The sequence below is a fragment of the Curtobacterium sp. NPDC086286 genome, from assembly GCF_044746255.1.
In the GTDB taxonomy this organism is placed as follows: domain Bacteria; phylum Actinomycetota; class Actinomycetes; order Actinomycetales; family Microbacteriaceae; genus Curtobacterium.
On the sequence record NZ_JBIVBW010000002.1, the window covers coordinates 363,469 to 382,864 of the forward strand.

Here is a 19,396-nt window from a genome sequence, read left to right on the forward strand (position 1 = left end):
ATGGACCTCGTCTCCGTCCGCACCGTGCGGACACCGTCGCACCGCGACGACCTCTCCTTCGGTCCCGGTGAGCATCCCCTCGCCGGTGGCACCTGGCTGTACTCGGAGGAGCAGCCGGGCCTGACCGGGCTCGTCGACCTCACGGCACTAGGGTGGCGCGACACCGAGCGCAGCGCCGGAGGGCTCCGGATCGCCGCGACGTGCACGATCGCGTCGCTGCTGCGCGTGGCGCCCGAGGACGACTGGCGTGCCTGGCCGCTCGTCGACCGGTGTGCCAACGCGTTGCTGGCGTCGTTCAAGGTGTGGAACCAGGCGACGGTCGGCGGCAACGTCGCGGTCGCCCTGCCGGCTGGGGCGATCACCGCGCTGCTCGTGACGCTCGACGCGATCGCGGAGGTCTGGACGCCGGACGGCGGGGAGCGCCGGGTCCCGGTGGCGGACCTGGTCACCGGGCCGCGGACGACCGACCTCGCGCCGGGTGAGGTCATCCGGGCGTTCGACGTGCCACGAGCGGCCCTCGTGGCACGCACCGGGTTCCGCCGGGTGTCCCTCAGCCCGCACGGCCGGACCGGTGCACTCGTCACGGCGCGGTGGTCGGCGTCGGGCTTCGTCCTCGTCGTGACCGGGGCGACCCCGCGGCCACTCGTGCTCCGTCACGCCGGGGTCCCGACCGCCGCGGAGGTCGACGCACGGCTCGAGGCACACGACGCCTGGTACGACGACCCGCACGGATCCCCGGACTGGCGGCGCGCGGTGAGCCGGCGGTTCGCGGCGGAGCTCGTCGCCGAGGCGCTCGGGACGACGGGCGGTGCGGCATGAGGTTCGAGGTCGACGGCGTGACGGTGGACGCCGAACCGCAGCCCGGTCAGGTCCTCCGCACCCTGCTCCGCGAGCACGGGGTGACGTCCGTGAAGAAGGGCTGCGACGCGGGCGACTGCGGTGCGTGCTCGGTGCTCGTCGACGGTGTGCCGGTCCACTCCTGCATCACGCCGGCGCACCGGATGGCGGGGCGTGCCGTCACCACGGCGGCCGGGCTCGGCACGCCGGAGGACCCGCACCCCGTGCAGCGCGCGTTCGCCGAGGCGCCGGGCTTCCAGTGCGGCTTCTGCACCGCCGGGTACGTCGTCACGGCCTCCACGCTCGACGAGGACGCGCTTGCTGACCGGCACCGCGCGTTGAAGGGCAACATCTGCCGGTGCACCGGGTACCGGGCGATCGAGGACGCCCTGGACGGGGTCGCGAACACGGCGTGCGCGGCGGCCGGTCAGGCGATCGGCACGTCGGTCGCCGCCCCGGCCGCGATGGCGATCGTGACCGGACGCGAGGAGTACACGCTCGACGTGCGGCGGACCGAGGGGCTGCTGCACCTCGCGGTCCTCGGCAGCCCGCACCCGCACGCCCGCATCGTGTCGATCGACACGGCGGCGGCCGAAGCCCTCCCGGGCGTGCACGCCGTCCTCACGCACCACGACGACCCCGGCGTGCTGTTCTCCACCGGTCGGCACGAGTCCCGCCTGGACGACCCGGACGACACCCGGGTCCTCGACCGGGTGCTCCGGTTCCGTGGGCAGCGCGTGGCCGCAGTGGTCGCGGACAGCGTTCGGATCGCCGAGCAGGCCTGCGCCCTCGTTCGGGTGCGCTACGAGGTGCTGCCGAGCGTGCACGACCCGGACGCGGCCCGTGCCGCCGGTGCTCCGCTCCTGCACGCCGACAAGACGACCCAGGAGCACCGGATCGCCGAGCCGGGCCGCAACGTGGTCGCCGCCCTGCACGGTGAGACGGGCGACGTCGACGGAGCCCTGGCGACGGCCGCGGCCACCGTCGAGGGCACCTGGACGACCGGCCGCGTCTCGCACGCCGCGCTCGAGACCCACGCGACCCGCGGGTCCGTCGACCGCGACGGGCGGCTCGTGCTCCGGACCGCGACGCAGGTCCCGTTCCTGGTGCGGGACGAGATCGCGCACGTGTTCGGCCTCGACCCGAGCCGAGTCCGTGTCATCGCGAAGCGCGTCGGCGGTGGGTTCGGCGGGAAGCAGGAGTTGCTGACCGAGGACCTGGTCACCCTCGCGGTGCTGCGGACCGGTCGCGCGGTGCAGTACGAGTTCAGTCGGCGTGACGAGTTCACGATCGCCCCGACCCGGCACCCGATGCGCGTGCGGGTCCGGCTCGGCGCCGACGCCGAGGGGCACCTGACGGCACTGCACGTCGACCAGACCATGGACACCGGCGCGTACGGCAACCACGGGATCGGTGTCATGTTCCACTCCGTCAGCGACTCCGTCGCCGTGTACCGGTGCCCGTCGAAGCGTGTGGACGCGGAGTCCGTGTACACGAACAACCTGCCGTCCGGGGCGTTCCGCGGGTACGGGCTCGGCCAGGTCGTGTTCGCGATCGAGTCCGCCATGGACGAGCTCGCCCGGGAACTCGGCATCGACCCGCTCGACCTGCGGCGGCGGAACGTCGTGGTCCCCGGAGACCCCCTCGTGGTCACGGACCCGGACGAGCAGGACGACCTGCGCTGGGAGGGCAGTTACGGACTCGACCAGTGCATCGATCTGGTGGAAGACGCCCTCCGCGCACCGGTGCCCGAGGTCCCCCGGATGGACGGTCCGCCGCTGGACGACTCGGGCGACTGGGCGTTCGGCACCGGGGTCGCCCTCGCGGCGATCGCCACGATGCCACCGCGCGGGCACCACGCGCACGTGTCGGTCGAGGCCACGGCGGAGGGCCGGTACCGCATCGGCGTCGGCACGGCCGAGTTCGGCAACGGGACGACGACGGTGCACACGCAGCTCGTCGCCACCGCCCTCGGCACCACCACGGACCGGGTCGACGTGCATCAGTCGGACACCGACGCTGCCCGGCACGACACCGGGGCGTTCGGGTCCGCCGGGGTCGTGGTCGCCGGCAAGGCGCTGTACGCCGCGGCGCAGGCACTGCGGGAGGACATGACCGGGCGCGCCCTCGGGATCGTCGCCGCCCGGACACCCCGGACCGCGTCGGGTCCGCTCGGGCCGGCGGTCTCGATCGGGCCGGACGGCGTCCGCATCGGGGAGGAGCTCGTCGGGCACGCCGAGCTGCTCGCCGACGGCCCGCTCGTCGCGCACGGCAGCCACGACGGCACGCCACGGTCGCTCGCGTTCACCGTGCACGGCGCCCGGGTGGCGGTGCACCGGCCGACGGGTGAGGTCCGCGTTCTGCACAGCGTGCAGGCGGTGGACGCCGGCACCGTCCTGAACCCGGAACAGCTCCGCGGCCAGGTGGAGGGCGGCGCCGCGCAGGCGATCGGCTCGGCGCTCTACGAGGAGGTCGTGCTGGACGAGACCGGTCGGGTGACGACCGACGCGTTCCGGGCGTACCGGGTGCCGAAGATCTCCGACGTGCCCCGCACCGAGGTGCGCTTCGCCGACACGCACGACCCGCTCGGCCCCCTCGGCGCGAAGTCGATGAGCGAGGCGCCGTACAACCCGGTCGCGCCAGCCGTCGCGAACGCGGTGCGCGACGCCGTCGGCGTGCGCCCCCACCGGTTGCCGATGACGCGCGACCGGGTCTGGGCGATGCTCCAGGACGCGACCGACGCCGGAGGTGCGTGATGTTCGAACTGGCACCGCGCCTCCTGGCCGCCCTCGACGCGGGGGACCCCGTGGTCGTCGCGACGGCCGTCGCGATGACGGGCAGCGCGCCGACCGGCGTCGGCTCGTCGATGGCCGTCCTGCCCGGCGGCCAGGTCGTCGGCACCATCTCCGGCGGGTGCGTCGAGGGGGCGCTGTTCGACACGGCGGAACAGGTCCTCGAGACCGGCGAGGCGGTGCTCGAACGCTTCGGGTTCGACGACGACCCGGACGATGTCGACGCGATGTGGGCACCGGCGCTCCGCTGCGGCGGTCGCGTCGAGGTCCTGGTCCGTCGCGTCCGTCCCGAGGACGTCGACGTCGTGGACGCACTCCGGCGCGCGGCGTCCGGGGTGCCGACGTCGCTCGGCCTCTCGCTCGACCCGGCAACGCTCGGCGCGGTCGTGCACGTCCCCGACGGCTGCGGCGGCCGGCTCTTCGTCGAGCGCGCCGACGTCCGGCCGCGGTGCATCGTGGTGGGCGCGGTCGAGTTCGCGGTGGCCCTGACGAACACGGCCGCGGTGCTCGGCTACGCCGTGACGGTCGTCGACCCGCGGCCGGTGTTCCTGACCGACGAGCGCTTCCCGGCCGCCGACGAACGCATCGTGGGCTGGCCGACGCGTGTGGTCGAGGCGTTGCCGGTTGACGCGACCACCGCCGTCGTGGTGCTCGCGCACGACGACCGGTTCGACGCCGCCGTGGTCGACTCGGCGCTCCGACGGGGTGCCGGGTACGTCGGGGCGATGGGCTCCCGCACGACGAACGCACGTCGGATGGCGGAGCTGCGGGCGCTCGGGACGCCGGACACCGACCGGCTGCGGTCCCCGATCGGGCTCGACATCGGTGCGACGACGCCGGCGGAGATGGCGGTCGCGATCATGGCCGAGGTGATCGCGGTCCGGACGGGCGCCGGCGGCGGTGCGCTCGTCGACGGTGCCGGTCCCATCCACCGCCGGGCGGTGTCCGCGAGCTGAGCCGGCGGCGCACGATCGGGTCAGGCGACGGCGGGTGTCCGGGCCAGTCGTTCGGCGAGCCGCGCCGTGATCTCCCGCTCGTCCGCCGCGACGAGCTCCCCGTCGCGGACCACCACGCGCCCGCCCACGACGACGTGTCGGGGCCGCCGCCCGGGGGCGGCCCAGAGGAGTCCCGCGACGGGGTCGGCGACTCCCGCGTCCGCCACCCCGGAGACGTCCCACACGCACAGGTCGCCCGCGCTCCCGGCGCCGAGGTGCCCGAGCTCCGGGCGCCCGAGCCCCGTCGCGGAACCCTCCGTCGCCGCGCCGAGCACCTGCCGCGCCGGCAGCTGCGGCCCGACGAGCGCCGACACCTGCATGGCCAACCGGGCGTCCGCGAGCAGGTGTCCGGCGTCGTTGCTGCCGCCACCGCTCGTGCCGAGGCCGACCGGGACCCCGGCCGCGGCGAGCCGTGCGACGGGAGCGATGCCCCAGCCCATCGGCACGTCGCACCCGGGTGCGTGCGTGGCGGTGACGCCCGCTGCCGCGAGCCGGGCGATCTCGTCGTCGGTGACGTCGCAGAGGTGCGCGATCGTGACGTCCGGCGCGAGCCACCCCCACTCCTCGAGCAGGTCGAGCGGCCGACGGCCGTAGCGCTCGAGCGCGATCGCGGTGTCGACCTGTTCGTTGGCCTGGGTCCGCCGGCGGAGTCCGTGTCGCGCCGCCACCTCGCCGAGCGCGCGGAAGGTCGCCTCGCCGTCGGAGTGCACGCCGGCCGGACCGACGGCGACCTGGAGCCCGCCGTCCGGGTCCACGCCGCCGACGGCGTCGTCGTGCAGCAGTCGTGACGCGATCGCGTCCGCCGAGGCCGCCGCGCGGTCCGGGTCGTCCCGTGCCGAGCCGCGGACGAAGACGACCCGACCGCCGAGACCGCGGACCGCGCCCACGGTGGCCGCGGCGAGCGCGACGGTGTCGTCCGTGGTCGCCTCGGCGGGCCAGTTCAGGTGGTGGTCGGCGATCGTCGTGACGCCGGACAGGAGGCCCTCCGCGGCTCCGGCGGACGCCGCCAGTGCGTACAGCTCGGGGTCGTGCCCCACCCGTCCGTACGCCGCGGCCATGGTCGGGAGCCAGTCCGCCATCGGCACGCCGCGAGTTCCGGGCAGGGTGCGGAACGCGGTCTGGAGGAGATGGTGGTGCGCATTGACGAGACCGGCCGTGACGACGCACCCGGACGCGTCGAGGGTGGTGACGAGGTCACTGCCGTCGTCGACGACGACGTCGCCCTCCCGTTCGGTCCGGGGGTCGACGAGGACGCGGAGGGCACCGGTGACGGTCAGCATGGTGGTGTTTCTAGCAGTCCCCTGTTTCCGGCCCGTGACGGGGTGCGCACGGACGGGGTGCGCACGGACGGCGTGGCTGCTCGGTCCCGGCGTTCCAGGACCGTGGGTCGGCACCGCGGGGTAACCGGGCGGAAACACCCGGGGAACACGCGGACCGTAGGTTCGCCCCATGACGCAGACCCTGATCCGCGCCGGATGGGTGCTCACCGCAGCACCCGACGGCGCTGCCACGCCCGCCGCGATCCGCGACGGGGCCGTGCTCCTCGACGGCGACCGGATCGCCGCGGTCGGCACGTACGCCGACCTCGCCGCGGCCCACCCGGACGCGCCGGTGCGCGGCGGTGCGTACGACATCGTCACGCCCGGCTTCGTGAACACCCACGGCCACTTCAGCGAGGGGCTCATCACGGGGATCGGTTCGCAGTACACGCTGTGGGAGTGGCTCACGGCGTTGATCGGGCGCGTCAACCCGGTGATGACCCGGGACAAGGCGTACGCGGGCACGGTGCTGCAGGGCATCCAGCTGCTCCGGAGCGGGGTGACGACGGCGAACGACATGTTCTGCGCCGACCCGGTGCCGGACGAACCGGCGACACCCGGCGTGGTGCAGGCGCTCGAGGACCTCGGGCTGCGCGGGGTCGTGTCGTTCGGCTCCGGCGACGTCGACCGCGACTTCGGCGCGACGCCCATCCTGGAGGAGTTCGAGGCCCTGCGCGAGGCCGCCGCCGCCAGCCGGTACAGCACGTTCCGGGTCGGCGTCTCGTCGATCGGGCGGTACACGGACGACACCTGGCAGGAGCACGTCGACTACGCGGTCGCCGGCGGCCACGGCGTGCACGTGCACTTCCACGAGGTGCGCGAGGAGGTCACCGCGGCCCGGCAGCGCACCGGACGGACGGCCATCGGGCACGCCGAGGCGACTGGCATGTTCCAGGTCCCGGTGATCGCCGCGCACAGCGTCTGGGTGGACCGCGAGGACCGGGAGCGGTACGCGGCGGGCGGCGTCGGCGTGGCCCACAACCCGGTCGCGAACGGGATCCTCGCCAGCGGCATCGCCCCGATCGCGGAACTCCGTGCGCTCGGCGTCCCGGTGGGCATCGGGGTCGACGGCCCGGCGTCGAACGACTCCCAGGACTTCCTGCAGGCGATGAAGACGGCCGCGCTGCTCGCTCGGGTGCGGGACCTGCAGGCCACCGCGATGAGCGCCCGCGAGGCCTTCGAGATGGGGACGATCGGCGGCGCCCGTGCCCTGCGCATGGAGGACGAGATCGGCTCGCTGGAGCCGGGCAAGCGCGCGGACCTGGTCGTCCTCGACGGCGACTCCCCGACCCTCGCGAACGTCCACGACCCCTACCAGGCGGTGGTCTTCGTCGCCGGCAGCCGCGAGGTCCGCGACGTCTGGGTGGACGGCGAGCTGAGCGTCGCGGACGGCGACGTCACCCGGGTGGACGTGCGTGAGGCGGTCGAACGGGCGCGTCCGCTCGCCCGGCAGCTCGTGGCCGAAGCGGGGCTGGAGCGCCTGTCCGCGCTCACCGGCGGCCCGCTCGACGGCACCGAGCGTCCGTAGTCCGTCCGGTCAGAGTTCGAGCACCAGTCGCGGGCAGCCGCGCCGGGCGCGGGACACGCAGACCATCATGGTGCGGTCGTCGGCCTGCTCCTCGGGGCTGAGCACGGTGTCCCGGTGCTCGACCTCGCCCTCGAGCACGGGGGTCTCGCAGGTGCCGCACGTGCCCTCCCGGCAGGACGAGAGCACGAAGGCGCCGGCGTCCTCCGCGACCTCGAGCAGGGTCCGGTCGGCTGGAACCGTCACGGTGACGCCGGTGACCGTGAGCTCGACCTCGAAGGCCTCGCCGGGGGCGTCGACGTCCGCAGCGGGCTCGAAGCGCTCGACGCGGACGCTGCCCGCCGGCCAGTGCGCGGCGGCGGCCTCGACCGCGTCCATGAGCCCGCGCGGCCCGCAGCAGTACACGACCGCGTCGCGCGGTGCGGCGAGGAGCGCGTCGACGTCGAGCCGGACGCCCTCGTCCGCCGCCGCCACGACGACCCGGTCGGGGTGCGCGGCGACGAGCTCGTGCACGAACGCCATGCGGTCGCGGGACCGCCCCGCGTAGTGGAGCTCCCACGGGGTGCCGGCGCGTTCGGCGGCGGCGATCATCGACCGGATCGGCGTGATCCCGATGCCCCCGGCGACGAAGACCGCGGGGCGCGCCGGGTCGTGGCCGAAGTGGTTCCGCGGCCCGGCCACCACGACCTCGTCGCCGACCGCCAGCGCCTCGTGCACGGCGACCGATCCGCCGCGGCCGTCGGGCTCGCGGAGCACGGCGATGCGCCAGTGCCCGTCGGCGGTCGTCGTGACGAGCGAGTACTGGCGCTCGGTCCCGGGGGAGACCTCGAGGTCGACGTGCGCTCCGGGTTCCCAGTCCGGCAGTGCCGGACCGTCGACCCGGGCCAGGTCGAGTGCGACGACGTCCGTGGCGACTTCGTGGCGGGCGGCGACGCGCAGCCGCCGACGCTCCGGCACGGCGCTCACGCGATCGCTCCGGCGCGCGGGGTCTCCTTGACCACGATCATGTGGAAGCGGCTGCCGTCCGCGCTGCACCACCGGTGGCCGGTGCCGCCGCGGTAGTACGCCGAGTCGCCGGGCCCGAGGTCGAGCGGTTCCCGTCCGCGCAGGTCGAGGTGCACGCGGCCGGCGAGCACGGTGAGGAACTCGTCCTCGTGGTGCTCGAAGTACTCGCCGAGGTCCGTGTTGTCGCCGACCCACTCCAGCGGCTCGAACGCGTGTGGGCCGGCGTGCACGAGCAGCCGGGCCTCGCCGCTCGAGAACGGTCCGCGGGCGCCCTCGCCGGCACGGATGACCTCGGGCAGGCGGACCTCGTGCTCCGGTCGCTCGGGGGCACCGGCTGCGAGCAGTTCGACCTGGGTCGTGCCGAGCGCCGCGGCGATCTTCTCGAGGGACACCATGCTGGCGCGGGAGTGCCCGCGCTCGACCTGGCTGAGGAACGGGTGCGACAGCCCGGTCAGTTCGGCGACCTGCACGAGCGTCAGTCGTGCGGCGCGTCGACGGGCACGGATGTGCTCACCGATCCGCTGGGTCTGGTCGTCGACGACGCGGTCGGTCTCGGTGGTGGTGCCGGTGCTCACGCGCGCTCCTCTCGTCCTCGGTGGGGCCGTCCCGACCGCTCGGCCGGAACGCTCGTTCCCGCTCCCGGTCGCGTCGGGGCGGGCGTCACACACGGCAACCGCCTCGAAACGAGAGGGAAACACTGCCGCCCTAGCATCGGAGATGTTGATGCGATCAACATTCTCACACACGATCGAGAGGCTCCGGATGGACTCGTCAGTGCCCCGCCCGATCGCCCTCCTGCGCTCCGCGCTGCTGCCGGACGGCCGGTCGGTCGACGTCGCGATCGACGACGAGACCGTCTCCACCGTGGCCCCGGCCGGCACCCTCGCGGCGCCGGCGGAGGAGACGATCGACCTCGGCGGCCGGCTGCTCCTGACCGCACCGGCAGAACCGCACGCCCACCTCGACAAGGCCCTCAGCGCCGACGTCATCCGGCCGCCGCTCGGCGACCTCGGTGCCGCGATCGCCTCGTGGACCGCGCACGCCACCACCATGACCGTCGAGGACATCGCCGACCGGGCCCGGACCGCCGCCCTCACCCTGCTCGCCGCCGGCACCACGGCCGTCCGGAGCCACGTCGACGTCCTCAGCGGCCGACACAGCGCGGCCGACCGGCCCGCCACCACGGAGCAGGCCCTGCGCGGCGCCCGCGCCCTCGTGCAGGTCCGCGACGAACTCGCCGGCCTGATGGACATCGAGCTCGTCGCCCTCGCCGGCCCGCTCGCCCCCGACGAGCACGTCGAGGCGGTGCTCGACCTCGGCGTGGACCTGGTCGGCGGCGCCCCGCACCTCGCCGAGGACCCCCTCGCGGACGTCGACCGACTCCTCGCCATCGCCCACCGACGGGGCCTCGGCGTCGACCTGCACGCCGACGAGAGCCTCGACGGCCCGGTGACCCTCGACCACTACGCCCGGGCATCCCGCTCGCTGCGACGGGACCGGCAGTACTCCGCCGGGCACTGCGTCCGTCTCGGCACCCTGGGGCCGGAGCGGCTCGCCGAGGTGGTCGCCGACGTCGCCGCAGCCGACCTCGGGGTGATCACGCTGCCGATCACGAACCTGTACCTGCAGGGCTGGCAGTACCCGGTCGCCACGCCGCGGGGACTGACCGCCATCCAGGCGCTCCTCGACGCCGGCGTCCGCGTCGCCGCCGGCGCGGACAACGTCCGCGACCCCTTCAACCCGGTCGGCCGGAGCGACGCCTTCGAGACCGCATCGCTGCTCGTCTCCGCCGGCCACGTGACGCCGGACCAGGCGTACGCGATGGTGAGCGACACCGCCCGGAGCGTGATGGGCCTCCCGGCCGCCGGTCCCGTCCCCGGGCGGCGCGCCGACCTGCTCGCCGTGGCCGCGACGAGCGTCACCGACGCCGTCGCGAACGCCCCCGCCGACCGCGTCGTCCTGTCTCGCGGGCGACTCGTCGCCCGCACCGAGGTGCGACGGACCGTCGCCACGCCGGCCGCAGCCGCGGCCGCCGTCCCCGCCTGACCCCTCCGCCCGCCCGCACCGAGAACCCGAGGTGATCGTGACCACCACCGCCCCGCCACCCGTCGCCACGACGGACACGCTGCTCGACTTCCGCAACGTCGAGATGACCTTCCCGAACGGCACCATCGCCCTGCAGGGCGTCGACCTCACCGTGGACCGCGGCCAGTTCGTCTCGGTCGTCGGCCCGTCCGGCTGCGGCAAGTCCACGCTGCTCCGCATCGCCTCCGGCCTCGAGACCGCGTCGGACGGGTCGGCCGGTGTCGCGGCCGACCGCATCGGCTACGTCTTCCAGGACGCCACGCTCCTGCCCTGGCGCACCGTGCAGGGCAACGTCGAGCTGCTCGCCGAGCTCGGACACGTGTCGAAGGCCGAGCGAGCCGCCAAGGCCGCCCACGCCATCGAGCTCGTCGGCCTGAACGGCTTCGAGACGAACCTGCCGAAGCAGCTGTCCGGCGGCATGCGGATGCGGGTCTCGCTCGCCCGGTCGCTCACCCTCGACCCGGAGCTCTTCCTGTTCGACGAGCCGTTCGGTGCCCTCGACGAGATCACCCGCGAACGCCTCAACGACGAGCTCCTCCGGCTCTTCGTCGAGCAGCAGTTCGCCGGGCTCTTCATCACGCACTCCGTGTCCGAGGCCGTGTACCTCTCCACCGAGGTGATCGTGATGTCCGGGCGCCCCGGCAGCGTCGTCGGCCGGTTCGACGTGCCGTTCCCGATGCCCCGCGACCCCGACATCCGCTTCACACCCGAGTTCGCCGAACTGGTCGGCGAGGTCTCGCACGCGCTCCGGGAAGGACACCGCTGATGGTCACCCTGCAGGAGGCCGCCGAGACCCGCGCGGTCCGGGCCGCCGCCCGTCGCGCCGCTCCTCGGGCCCGCCGCGGCATCGCGTGGTGGCAGCCCGTCGTCGTCCTCGCCGTGCTCGTCGGCATCTGGTACGCGGCGGCCGCGTACTACGACCACGTCCGCGGCCTGGCCTTCCTCGTGCCGTACCCGCACCTCGTGGCGAAGGCGATCGTCGCGCCGACGATGCCGGACGGGTCGCCGTCCACGTTCGGCTCCGACCTCTGGTCCGCCCTCGGACGCACCACCGTCGTCTCGCTCACCGGCCTCGGCTTCGCGATCGTGATCGGCGTCGTGTGGGCGATGGCGATGGCGCAGGCGAAGTGGCTCGAGAACTCGCTGTACCCGTACGCCGTGGTGCTGCAGTGCGTGCCGATCCTCGCCCTCGTGCCGCTCATCGGCGCACTGTTCGGCTACGAGTTCGTCAGCCGCGTGATCGTCACCGTGATGATCGCGCTGTTCCCGATGGTGTCGAACACGCTGTTCGGGCTGCAGTCCGCCGACCGCGCGCAGCGTGAGCTGTTCCAGCTGCAGCGTGCCGGCCGGTTCGCCCAGCTCGTCAAGCTGCAGTTCCCCGCCGCGCTGCCGTCGATCTTCGTCGGCCTGCGCACCTCCGCCGGGCTGAGCGTCATCGGGGCGATCGTCGGCGACCAGTTCTTCCAGCGCGGCAACCCCGGGCTCGGCGTCCTCATCCAGGTGACCGCATCGCGCCTGATGGGCCCCGAGCTGTACGCGACCATCCTGATCGCCTCGCTCTACGGCGTCGCCGTCTTCCTCGTGTTCGGCCTGATCGGCCGCCTGGCCGTCGGCCGCTGGCACGACTTCAGCTGATCCCCCCCCCAGAACCCACACCCCTTCCCACCACAGCACCACGAGACCCGCACCACGAACGGAGCCTCCATGCGCACCACCTCCCGCCTCGGCGTCGCCACCGCCGCCCTCGCCGCCACCGCCATCGCCCTCACCGGCTGCGCGGCGGGGTCGTCCGGCAGCACCGGGACGACCGCCGCGACCTCGTCGACCGCCTCCGGGCCGAAGGTCGACCTCGCCGGCGCGTGCCCCGCGACCGTCGTCGTCCAGACCGACTGGAACCCCGAGGGCGAGCACGGCCACCTCTACCAGATGCTCGGCCCGAACCCGGTGATCGACTCCTCCGGCAAGACCGTCACCGGCGACCTCTACGCCAACGGCAAGAGCACCGGCGTCAAGCTCGAGATCCGTGCCGGCGGCCCGGCGATCGGCTACACCAAGGTCGCGTCGCAGATGTACCAGGACAAGGACATCACCCTCGGGTACATGTCCACGGACGAGCAGGTGCAGTTCTCCGGCAACCTGCCCACCACGGCGGTGTTCGCCGAGAACGACCAGTCTCCGATGTCGATCATGTGGGACCCGAAGACGTACCCGGAGGTCGACAGCATCAAGGGCCTCGGCAAGGCCCTCGAGAAGGACGGCGGCGTCGTCCGCTACTTCAACGGTGCCGCCTACATGACGTACCTGGAGCAGTCCGGGATCCTGCCGAAGAAGGTCCTCGACGGCAGCTACGACGGCACCCCGTCGAAGTTCGTGTCCGCAGGCGGCAAGGACGCTCAGCAGGGCTTCGCGACCGCCGAGCCGTACATCTACCAGAACCAGGTCGCGGCCTGGGGCAAGAAGGTCGACTACGCGCTCGTCTCGAGCACGGGGTGGAACCCCTACCCCGAGGCGATGTCGGTCCGTACCGGTGACCTGAAGAAGCTCGAGCCGTGCCTGCAGAAGCTCGTGCCGGTCATGCAGCAGGCCGACGTGGACTACCTGAAGTCCCCGGGCGCCACGAACGACCTCATCACGAAGCTCGTGCAGCAGTACAACAACGGCTGGACCTACGACTCGAAGGTCGGCGCGTTCGCCGCGGCCCAGATGGTGAAGCTCGGCCTCGCGAAGGACACCGACGGCTACATCGGGTCGATGGACGAACAGCGCATGCAGGACTTCATCGCCAAGGCGACGCCCGTCTTCGCCGGCACCGGTGACGTCAAGAGCGGCCTGAAGCCCTCCGACCTGTACACGAACGAGTTCCTCGACAAGTCCATCGGTCTGGGTTCCTGACACCGGTCGGCTCCCGTCGAACGGGAGCCGACCAACAAGCGGACGGGAGGCGCGGTGCCACGCCGCCCCGCGCCTCCCGTCCGTCGTCCCCGCACCACCCACCCACCAGGAGTGAGCATGACCACCGTCACCCCCACCTCCGTCGAGGCGCTGCGCGCCGAGCTCGTCGCTCTGCTCGGTGAGCGCGGCGTGAGCGCCGACGAGCGCACGCGGGCCCGCGCCTCCGTCGACGAGGCCACCATGAGTCCCATCCTCAGCGAGCAGCTGCCCCTCGGCCTCGCCGACCTCGTCGCGTCGCCGGCCAGCGCCGACGACATCGCCGCCACCCTGCAGGCCGCGGTCCGGCACGGCGTCCCCGTCACCACCCGCGGGAAGGGCACCGGCAACTACGGCCAAGGCATCCCGCTGCACGGCGGCCTGGTCCTCGACACGTCGCGGGCACGCGCCGTCGTCGAGGTCGGCGACGGCTGGATCACCGCCGAGGCCGGCGCGTCCATGGTCGCCCTGGAGCAGGCGGCCGCCGCCACGGGCCAGCAGCTCTGGATGTACCCGTCCACCGCCCAGTCGACCATCGGCGGCTTCCTGTCCGGCGGTTCCGGCGGCACCGGGTCGATCGCGCACGGGTCGAACTGGCAGGGCTTCGTCACGGCGCTCGACGTCGCGCTCCCCGGCGCCGACGAGCTGCTGCACGTCGAGGGCGACGAGGCGCAGCCGTTCGTGCACACCTACGGCACCGCCGGCGTCATCGCCCGCGCCACCGTCCGGCTCGAGCCGCTGCAGGAGTGGCGAGCCGTCTACGCGGCGTTCCCCACCTTCGAGGACGCGCTCGTCGCCGTCCGCACGCTGCGCGGACTCGACCCGGTGCCGCGGCTCGTGAGCGCCGACCGCGCCGAGATCGCCGCGACGCTGCCGTCCGACCTGGCCATCCCGGACGACCGGGCGAGCCTGCGAGCGATCATCGACGACGTCGTGCTCGACGAGGCGCGGGCACGCATCGAGGCCGCCGGCGGTGAGGTCCTGGACGTCCGCGAGGGGCTGCAACAGACCACGAAGGTGTCGATGCTGTCGTACAACCACCCGATCTGGTGGCTGAAGCGGAACACGAGCAACACCGAGTACTTCCACGTCGAGGTCGGCGGTGAGGCGCTCATCGACCGGATCGCCGAGGTCGAGGCCGTCTACCCCGGCGGCATGCTCCACATCGAGGCCGCGCACGTCGGACCGATCGGGATGCTCACCGCGCCGTACACCGGGGCCGAGGACGTCTACGCCGGCTACCCGGTGCTCCGCGAACTCGGCGTCCGGGTGCACAGCCCGCACCAGTACTACGTCGACCACGGCGTCGAGGAGCTCGTGGCGCTGAAGCAGCGCACCGACCCCGCGGGGCTGCTCAACCCCGGGCACGTCATCGACCCGTCGCTCGTGGTCAGCGGTGGCTCCACCGCGTCCGCGCAGCCCGTCGTCCCGGGATTCGGCAAGTGAGCGCCGGCATCGGCACGGTCCGCTCGCGTCGGCTCGCGGAACTGTCCGGTCCTGCCGTCGCGGCGGGCTTCGGGCCGGACACGATCGTCGTGCAGCCCACCGGCGCCGTCGAGCACCACGGCCCGCACCTGCCGCTCCTGACCGACCACCTGCTCGCCGAGCACATCGGCGGGGCGGCGGTCGAGCAGGCGGCCGCCGAGGGACTGGACGTCTGGCAGCTCCCGACGCTGTCGTTCACGAAGTCCGATGAACACAGCTGGGCACCCGGCACGGTGTGGCTCGACAGCGACACGATGTTCGACACCGCCGTGCAGATCGGCCGCGCGGTCGCCCTCACCGGTGCCGGCACCCTGGTGTTCGCCAACGGGCACGGCGGCAACGTCGCCCTGCTGCAGGTCGCCCTGCGCGAGATCCGGAAGCGCTACGGGTTGAAGACCTTCCTCATGCCGACCCTCGCCCGCGTCCCCGGCCCGGACGGCGAGGACGCGGACGAGCTCGGGCTGGGGATCCACGGCGGCGCCGCGGAGACGTCGATGATCCTGCACCTGCGCCCGGACCTGGTCGACATGTCGCTCGCGGAGCGATGGGTGCCGGAGCACATCGCCGGCTTCGAGAAGATCGCGTTCAACGGCGGCCCGGTGTCGTTCGGGTGGTTGTCCGACGACTTCGGGACCCCCGGTGTCGTCGGCGACGCCAGCCGGGCGACGGCGTCGTACGGTGCCGTCCTGTGGGAGCACTCCGTCGCCGAGGCCGTGACGTCGCTGCACGAGATCGCACGGTTCGACCCTGCGGTGAGCCGTCCGGCGGTGGCCCGCCCCGCCGACGCCGCGGTCTCGTGACCGTGCCGCGAGGGGTCGACGATGAGCCCGTGCCGACGGACCCGTTGACCCTCGCGGCATCGTGGCTCCCTGCCGCGGCGGACGCCCCGGGTCCGACCATGACCCTCTCCACCGTCGGGCTCGACGGCTACCCCGACGCCCGGACGGTCCTGCTCTCCCTGTTCGACGGGGAGCGCCTGCACTTCCACACCGACTCGCGCAGCCGCAAGGCCGCCGAACTCGCGGCGGTGCCCCGTGCCGCGGTGACCCTGCACTGGCCCGAGGCCGCGCGACAGCTCGTCGTGGTCGGTGACGTGGCGCCCGTCTCCGACCACGAGGCCCGTGCGGCCTACGCGGCCAGGACGCGGTACCTGCAGGTGCTCGCGTGGGTCAACGACCACGCGTCCGCTGCGGACACACCGGCCCGGCGCCGGGAGGCCCTGGCGGCGTTCGGCCGCGAACGGGCCGGCACGGACCTCGAGCCGCCGAGCACGTGGGCGGGTTCGCGCTCACACCGGTGCGGATGGTGTTCTGGCGCGGGGCGACCGACGCCGCGAGCAACCGGCTCGCCTACCACCGGCGCCCGGACGGGTCGTGGTCGCGGGAGTCCTGGCCGGGGTGACCGCGCGCTGCGGAGCCTTCCTAGCGAACGGTGGCGCTCCGCAGTGGTGACCACGCAGCGACGACGACGGCGAGCGCGAACACGACCGTCACGGCGAGCAGCGCGAAGCCGTCCCCGGTCAGGGTCACGAGGGCACCCCCGCCCACTGCTCCCACCGCGGCGAGCGTCCGGTTCGCGCTGCGCATCGTGCCGTTCACCCGGCCGAGGAGGGCATCCGGTGTCACGGTCTGGCGGAGGACCATCTCGTTCGCGTTCTCGCAGCCTGCTGCGGCACCGTGCACGGCGAAGGCGACGAACAGGACCACGACCGTCGTCGGCCGTGCTGCGCCGCCGGTACCGAGCGTCACGAGCGTGATGGCCGCCCAGGCGATCGGGTAGGCGGCTCGTGCGGCGATGATCGTCCGGCCGGCACCGAACCGGGTACCGAGGCGTGTCGCAGCGGTCGCGCCGACGAGCATCGCGATCCCACTGACGGCGATGACGGCTCCGTACAGCGCTGCGGGGAGCGCGAGCGTGCGGAGCGCGAGGGTCGCGAACACCGTCAGGCCAGCGGCGTTGGCGAGGAACCAGACGTGGGTGGACAGGGCCAGCGGTCTGAGCACTGCGTTGCCGTACGTCCAGCGCAGACCGTCCACGATGTCACTCCGGAGGCTCGTCCTGGCCGGTCGCGCCGGCTGGTGCTCGACGACGCGGACCCGGGCGATGAGGAACGCGTCGACGAAGTAGCTCACCGCGTCGAGCGCGATCGCGACCGGCGCCGTCACGATGCTGACCAGGACCCCGCCGAGCGCTGGGCCCGCCGTCTGCGCCGCCGCATCGCTCTGGTCCACCCGCGCGTTCGCCGCCAGGAGGAGCGGGCGCGGCACGATCCTGGGGAGGAGCGACTGCGTTGCCGCGAACCCCACGACGGACAGGATGCCGAACAGGAACAGCACCGCCGCAGTCGCCCACAGGTTCAGGAGCCCGGTGAACCACAGCACCGGGATCGCACCGAGGCTCACGCCGCGACCGATGCTCGCCCAGATCAGCAGCGGCGTCCGCCGGAAGCGGTCGACGTAGGCGCCGACGACCAGACCGAACACGGCGTACGGGAGGAACTGGGCAGCGTTCACCAGTCCGAGCTCGAACGGACTGGCGTGCAGCACCGTCACCACGAGGACCGGCACGGCGACCGCGCTCACGGCTGACCCGAACGACGAGACGGTCGCGGCCGACCAGTAGGGGAGGAAGCCCGGCACCCGACGCAGCGTGGTCACGTCGTCGCCCATGTCCCAACGCTGGCAGACCGAGACACCGCGAGCAAGGGCGCAGCCGTCAGTGCTCGACCGTGGTCCTAGTGTGGTGCTGTGTCGAAGGTGCTGATCACCGGGATGTCGGGAACCGGGAAGTCGTCCGCGCTGAGCGAGCTCGCGTTGCACGGCTACCGGGTCGTGGACACCGATGATCCCGGGTGGCGCGAGTACCGGACGCTGCCGGATCCACCCGACGAAGCGCACCAGGGCGAGTGGATGTGGGTCGAGGCGAAGATCTCCGGGCTCCTGGACGCGGTGGACGACCGCTCGCTCTTCGTCCAGGGGTGCGTCCGGAACCAGTCCGAGTTCTACGATCGGTTCGATGCGATCGTGCTCCTGAGCGCTCCGCTCGAGGTGATGCTCGATCGGGTCGCGCGCCGTACGACGAACCCCTACGGGAAGACCGCGCTCGAGCGCCGCATGATCGAGGCGGATCTCGTCGAGGTGGAGCCGCTCCTCCGCGCCGGATGCACGCACGAACTCGACGCGGCTCGACCGCTGCACGAGGTGGTGTCCGACCTGATCGCCATCGCGTCGTCCGCGAGCGCGTCCGGCTGACGAACGTCGCCGGTCAGCGCGACGCTGCCTCCACCGTTCCACCCCACCCGTTGAACCCGCCGAACACGACCTTCACCGGGACGGCCTGCGCCCGGTTGGTCACGTACCGGTACACGCCTCCCGGACGGCCGAGCCACAGGGAACCCACCGGCGTCGTGGTCGTCGCCGTCGTCCGGAGCTCGACCACGTACTGCCCGGAGGGGATCTGGAACTGGGCCGTCTGCTCGTCGTCGAGCAGCGTCGAGAACCGGGTCGAGAACGACGCTCCGCTCGTCGCCTCCGTCACCACGACGCTCGCGCCACTGAGCTGCGGCGACGGGGTGCGGGACGCCGTGTTCGCGAAGACGGCCAGGTCGTAGTCGCTGTGCGCGTAGTGCTGCGACAACGTCACCTGCGACGCCAGGAGCGTCCCCCGCTGCTGGTACACCCGCGTCTTCCACACGGCGGGCGACGCCGTGCCGCTGGCGTACGCCTCGATGCGGTACTGACCGGTGCTCAACCCGAGGAACCGGTACCGTCCCGCGCTGTCCGAGGTCGTCCGGAACACCTGCGAGGTGTCCTCGTTCCACGCGTACATCAGCCGTCCCGCAGCGGGACCCGAGGGGCCGACCACCCCACCCTGCACGGTGGCGCCACGGACGAGCGGCACGGTCACCGCGACCGTCGTGCCACCACGGACCGCGATGTCCGAACGGAGTCCGGGTGCGTAGGTGTCCGTTCCGTGCGGCGGGAGTTGCCGTGTGGTCACCGTCACGGTGTCCGGGGCGGGGATGCCGGCGAACGTCGCGGTGCCGTCGTCGTCGGTGGTGGCGGTCCCGACGACGGCGTCGGTGCCGATCGCCGCGAGTTCGACGTCCGCCAGCCGGATCGGGGTGCCGTCCGGCGTCGCGAGCTGCACGGCGATCGTCCCCGACCCGGCCGCGTGCGCCGGCGGCGCCACACCGATCAGCGCGGCCGTTGCCAGCGCCACGATGAGTGTCGTCCCGATGATCTGTCGCATCGCGTTCCCCGATCGCCCGCCAGCCACGTGTTGCGTGGGACTGTACGCGCACGGGAGGCGGGGGGGGGGGGGGGCCCCCCCCCCCCCCCCCCCCGCCGCGGGGGGGGGCGCCCCCCCCGGGGGGGGGGGCGCAGCGCGGCGGCCGCGCCCCCCCCGCCCCCCCCCGCCCCGGGG

17 protein-coding genes and 1 pseudogene are annotated in these 19,396 nt (G+C 73.4%); 13 read left to right on the top strand and 5 right to left on the bottom strand.

Annotated features, from left to right (window positions below; all coding sequences use genetic code 11):
• The 3 genes from ACIPKM_RS05225 to ACIPKM_RS05235 are packed head-to-tail and all read left to right on the top strand — an operon-like array spanning position 1 to position 4,585.
• Positions 1 to 819, top strand: a complete 819-nt coding sequence (locus tag ACIPKM_RS05225; protein WP_309778761.1) for an FAD binding domain-containing protein — start codon at positions 1 to 3, stop codon at positions 817 to 819.
• Positions 816 to 3,593, top strand: coding sequence for a molybdopterin-dependent oxidoreductase (locus ACIPKM_RS05230; protein WP_402736312.1), 2,778 nt, complete (start codon positions 816 to 818; stop codon positions 3,591 to 3,593). The genes ACIPKM_RS05225 and ACIPKM_RS05230 overlap by 4 nt, the downstream gene beginning before the upstream one ends.
• Positions 3,593 to 4,585: an XdhC family protein gene (locus tag ACIPKM_RS05235; protein WP_402736313.1), complete on the top strand. Its 993-nt coding sequence runs from the start codon at positions 3,593 to 3,595 to the stop codon at positions 4,583 to 4,585. The genes ACIPKM_RS05230 and ACIPKM_RS05235 overlap by 1 nt, the downstream gene beginning before the upstream one ends.
• 20 nt (positions 4,586 to 4,605) lie before the next feature.
• On the opposite strand, the gene ACIPKM_RS05240 is transcribed toward ACIPKM_RS05235, so the two are convergent.
• Positions 4,606 to 5,904, bottom strand: a complete 1,299-nt coding sequence (locus tag ACIPKM_RS05240) for an amidohydrolase family protein (protein ID WP_402736314.1) — start codon at positions 5,902 to 5,904, stop codon at positions 4,606 to 4,608.
• 169 nt (positions 5,905 to 6,073) lie between these two features.
• On the opposite strand from ACIPKM_RS05240, the gene ACIPKM_RS05245 reads away from it, so the two are divergent.
• Positions 6,074 to 7,471, top strand: a complete 1,398-nt coding sequence (locus tag ACIPKM_RS05245; RefSeq protein ID WP_194671963.1) for an amidohydrolase family protein — start codon at positions 6,074 to 6,076, stop codon at positions 7,469 to 7,471.
• 9 nt (positions 7,472 to 7,480) lie between these two features.
• On the opposite strand, the gene ACIPKM_RS05250 is transcribed toward ACIPKM_RS05245, so the two are convergent.
• Both ACIPKM_RS05250 and ACIPKM_RS05255 read right to left on the bottom strand, forming a co-directional pair.
• Positions 7,481 to 8,434, bottom strand: coding sequence for a PDR/VanB family oxidoreductase (locus ACIPKM_RS05250; protein WP_402736315.1), 954 nt, complete (start codon positions 8,432 to 8,434; stop codon positions 7,481 to 7,483).
• Positions 8,431 to 9,048 carry a helix-turn-helix domain-containing protein gene (locus tag ACIPKM_RS05255; RefSeq protein ID WP_071295298.1) on the bottom strand — a complete coding sequence of 206 codons (618 nt, stop codon included), beginning with the start codon at positions 9,046 to 9,048 and terminating at the stop codon, positions 8,431 to 8,433. Before ACIPKM_RS05255 ends, ACIPKM_RS05250 begins: the two co-directional genes overlap by 4 nt.
• Positions 9,049 to 9,235: 187 nt before the next feature.
• On the opposite strand from ACIPKM_RS05255, the gene ACIPKM_RS05260 reads away from it, so the two are divergent.
• The 8 genes and pseudogenes from ACIPKM_RS05260 to ACIPKM_RS05295 all read left to right on the top strand — a co-directional run bounded on the left by ACIPKM_RS05260 (position 9,236) and on the right by ACIPKM_RS05295 (position 16,372).
• Positions 9,236 to 10,519: an amidohydrolase family protein gene (locus ACIPKM_RS05260; RefSeq protein WP_402736316.1), complete on the top strand. Its 1,284-nt coding sequence runs from the start codon at positions 9,236 to 9,238 to the stop codon at positions 10,517 to 10,519.
• A 37-nt stretch (positions 10,520 to 10,556) separates the two neighbouring features.
• Positions 10,557 to 11,324 (top strand): ABC transporter ATP-binding protein, encoded by a 768-nt coding sequence (locus ACIPKM_RS05265; RefSeq protein ID WP_254790797.1) that lies wholly within the window; start codon positions 10,557 to 10,559, stop codon positions 11,322 to 11,324.
• Positions 11,324 to 12,193, top strand: a complete 870-nt coding sequence (locus tag ACIPKM_RS05270) for an ABC transporter permease (RefSeq protein WP_071295296.1) — start codon at positions 11,324 to 11,326, stop codon at positions 12,191 to 12,193. The genes ACIPKM_RS05265 and ACIPKM_RS05270 overlap by 1 nt, the downstream gene beginning before the upstream one ends.
• A 69-nt stretch (positions 12,194 to 12,262) precedes the next feature.
• A complete protein-coding gene (locus ACIPKM_RS05275; protein WP_071303113.1) occupies positions 12,263 to 13,450 on the top strand; it encodes a nitrate ABC transporter substrate-binding protein in 1,188 nt (395 codons plus the stop codon).
• A 117-nt stretch (positions 13,451 to 13,567) separates the two neighbouring features.
• A complete protein-coding gene (locus ACIPKM_RS05280) occupies positions 13,568 to 14,932 on the top strand; it encodes an FAD-binding oxidoreductase (RefSeq protein WP_402736317.1) in 1,365 nt (454 codons plus the stop codon).
• The gene (locus tag ACIPKM_RS05285) at positions 14,929 to 15,771 is read left to right on the top strand and encodes a creatininase family protein (RefSeq protein ID WP_402736318.1); all 843 of its coding nucleotides are present in this window, start codon (positions 14,929 to 14,931) and stop codon (positions 15,769 to 15,771) included. The genes ACIPKM_RS05280 and ACIPKM_RS05285 overlap by 4 nt, the downstream gene beginning before the upstream one ends.
• 98 nt (positions 15,772 to 15,869) lie before the next feature.
• Positions 15,870 to 16,076 (top strand): annotated as a pseudogene (locus ACIPKM_RS05290) (pyridoxamine 5'-phosphate oxidase family protein); the annotation flags it as partial.
• A gap of 167 nt (positions 16,077 to 16,243) precedes the next feature.
• Positions 16,244 to 16,372 carry a pyridoxine 5'-phosphate oxidase C-terminal domain-containing protein gene (locus ACIPKM_RS05295; protein WP_402736319.1) on the top strand — a complete coding sequence of 43 codons (129 nt, stop codon included), beginning with the start codon at positions 16,244 to 16,246 and terminating at the stop codon, positions 16,370 to 16,372.
• A 20-nt stretch (positions 16,373 to 16,392) separates the two neighbouring features.
• On the opposite strand, the gene ACIPKM_RS05300 is transcribed toward ACIPKM_RS05295, so the two are convergent.
• A complete protein-coding gene (locus ACIPKM_RS05300) occupies positions 16,393 to 17,640 on the bottom strand; it encodes an MFS transporter (protein WP_402736320.1) in 1,248 nt (415 codons plus the stop codon).
• Between the two features lie 78 nt (positions 17,641 to 17,718).
• Between ACIPKM_RS05300 and ACIPKM_RS05305 the strand changes: the two genes are divergently transcribed.
• Positions 17,719 to 18,222, top strand: coding sequence for an AAA family ATPase (locus tag ACIPKM_RS05305; RefSeq protein ID WP_261645707.1), 504 nt, complete (start codon positions 17,719 to 17,721; stop codon positions 18,220 to 18,222).
• A 13-nt stretch (positions 18,223 to 18,235) separates the two neighbouring features.
• Here ACIPKM_RS05305 and ACIPKM_RS05310 read toward each other — a convergent pair whose 3' ends face one another.
• Entirely contained in the window at positions 18,236 to 19,222 is a 987-nt protein-coding gene (locus tag ACIPKM_RS05310) for a carboxypeptidase-like regulatory domain-containing protein (protein ID WP_261645706.1), read from the bottom strand.
• Positions 19,223 to 19,396 lie beyond the last annotated feature (174 nt).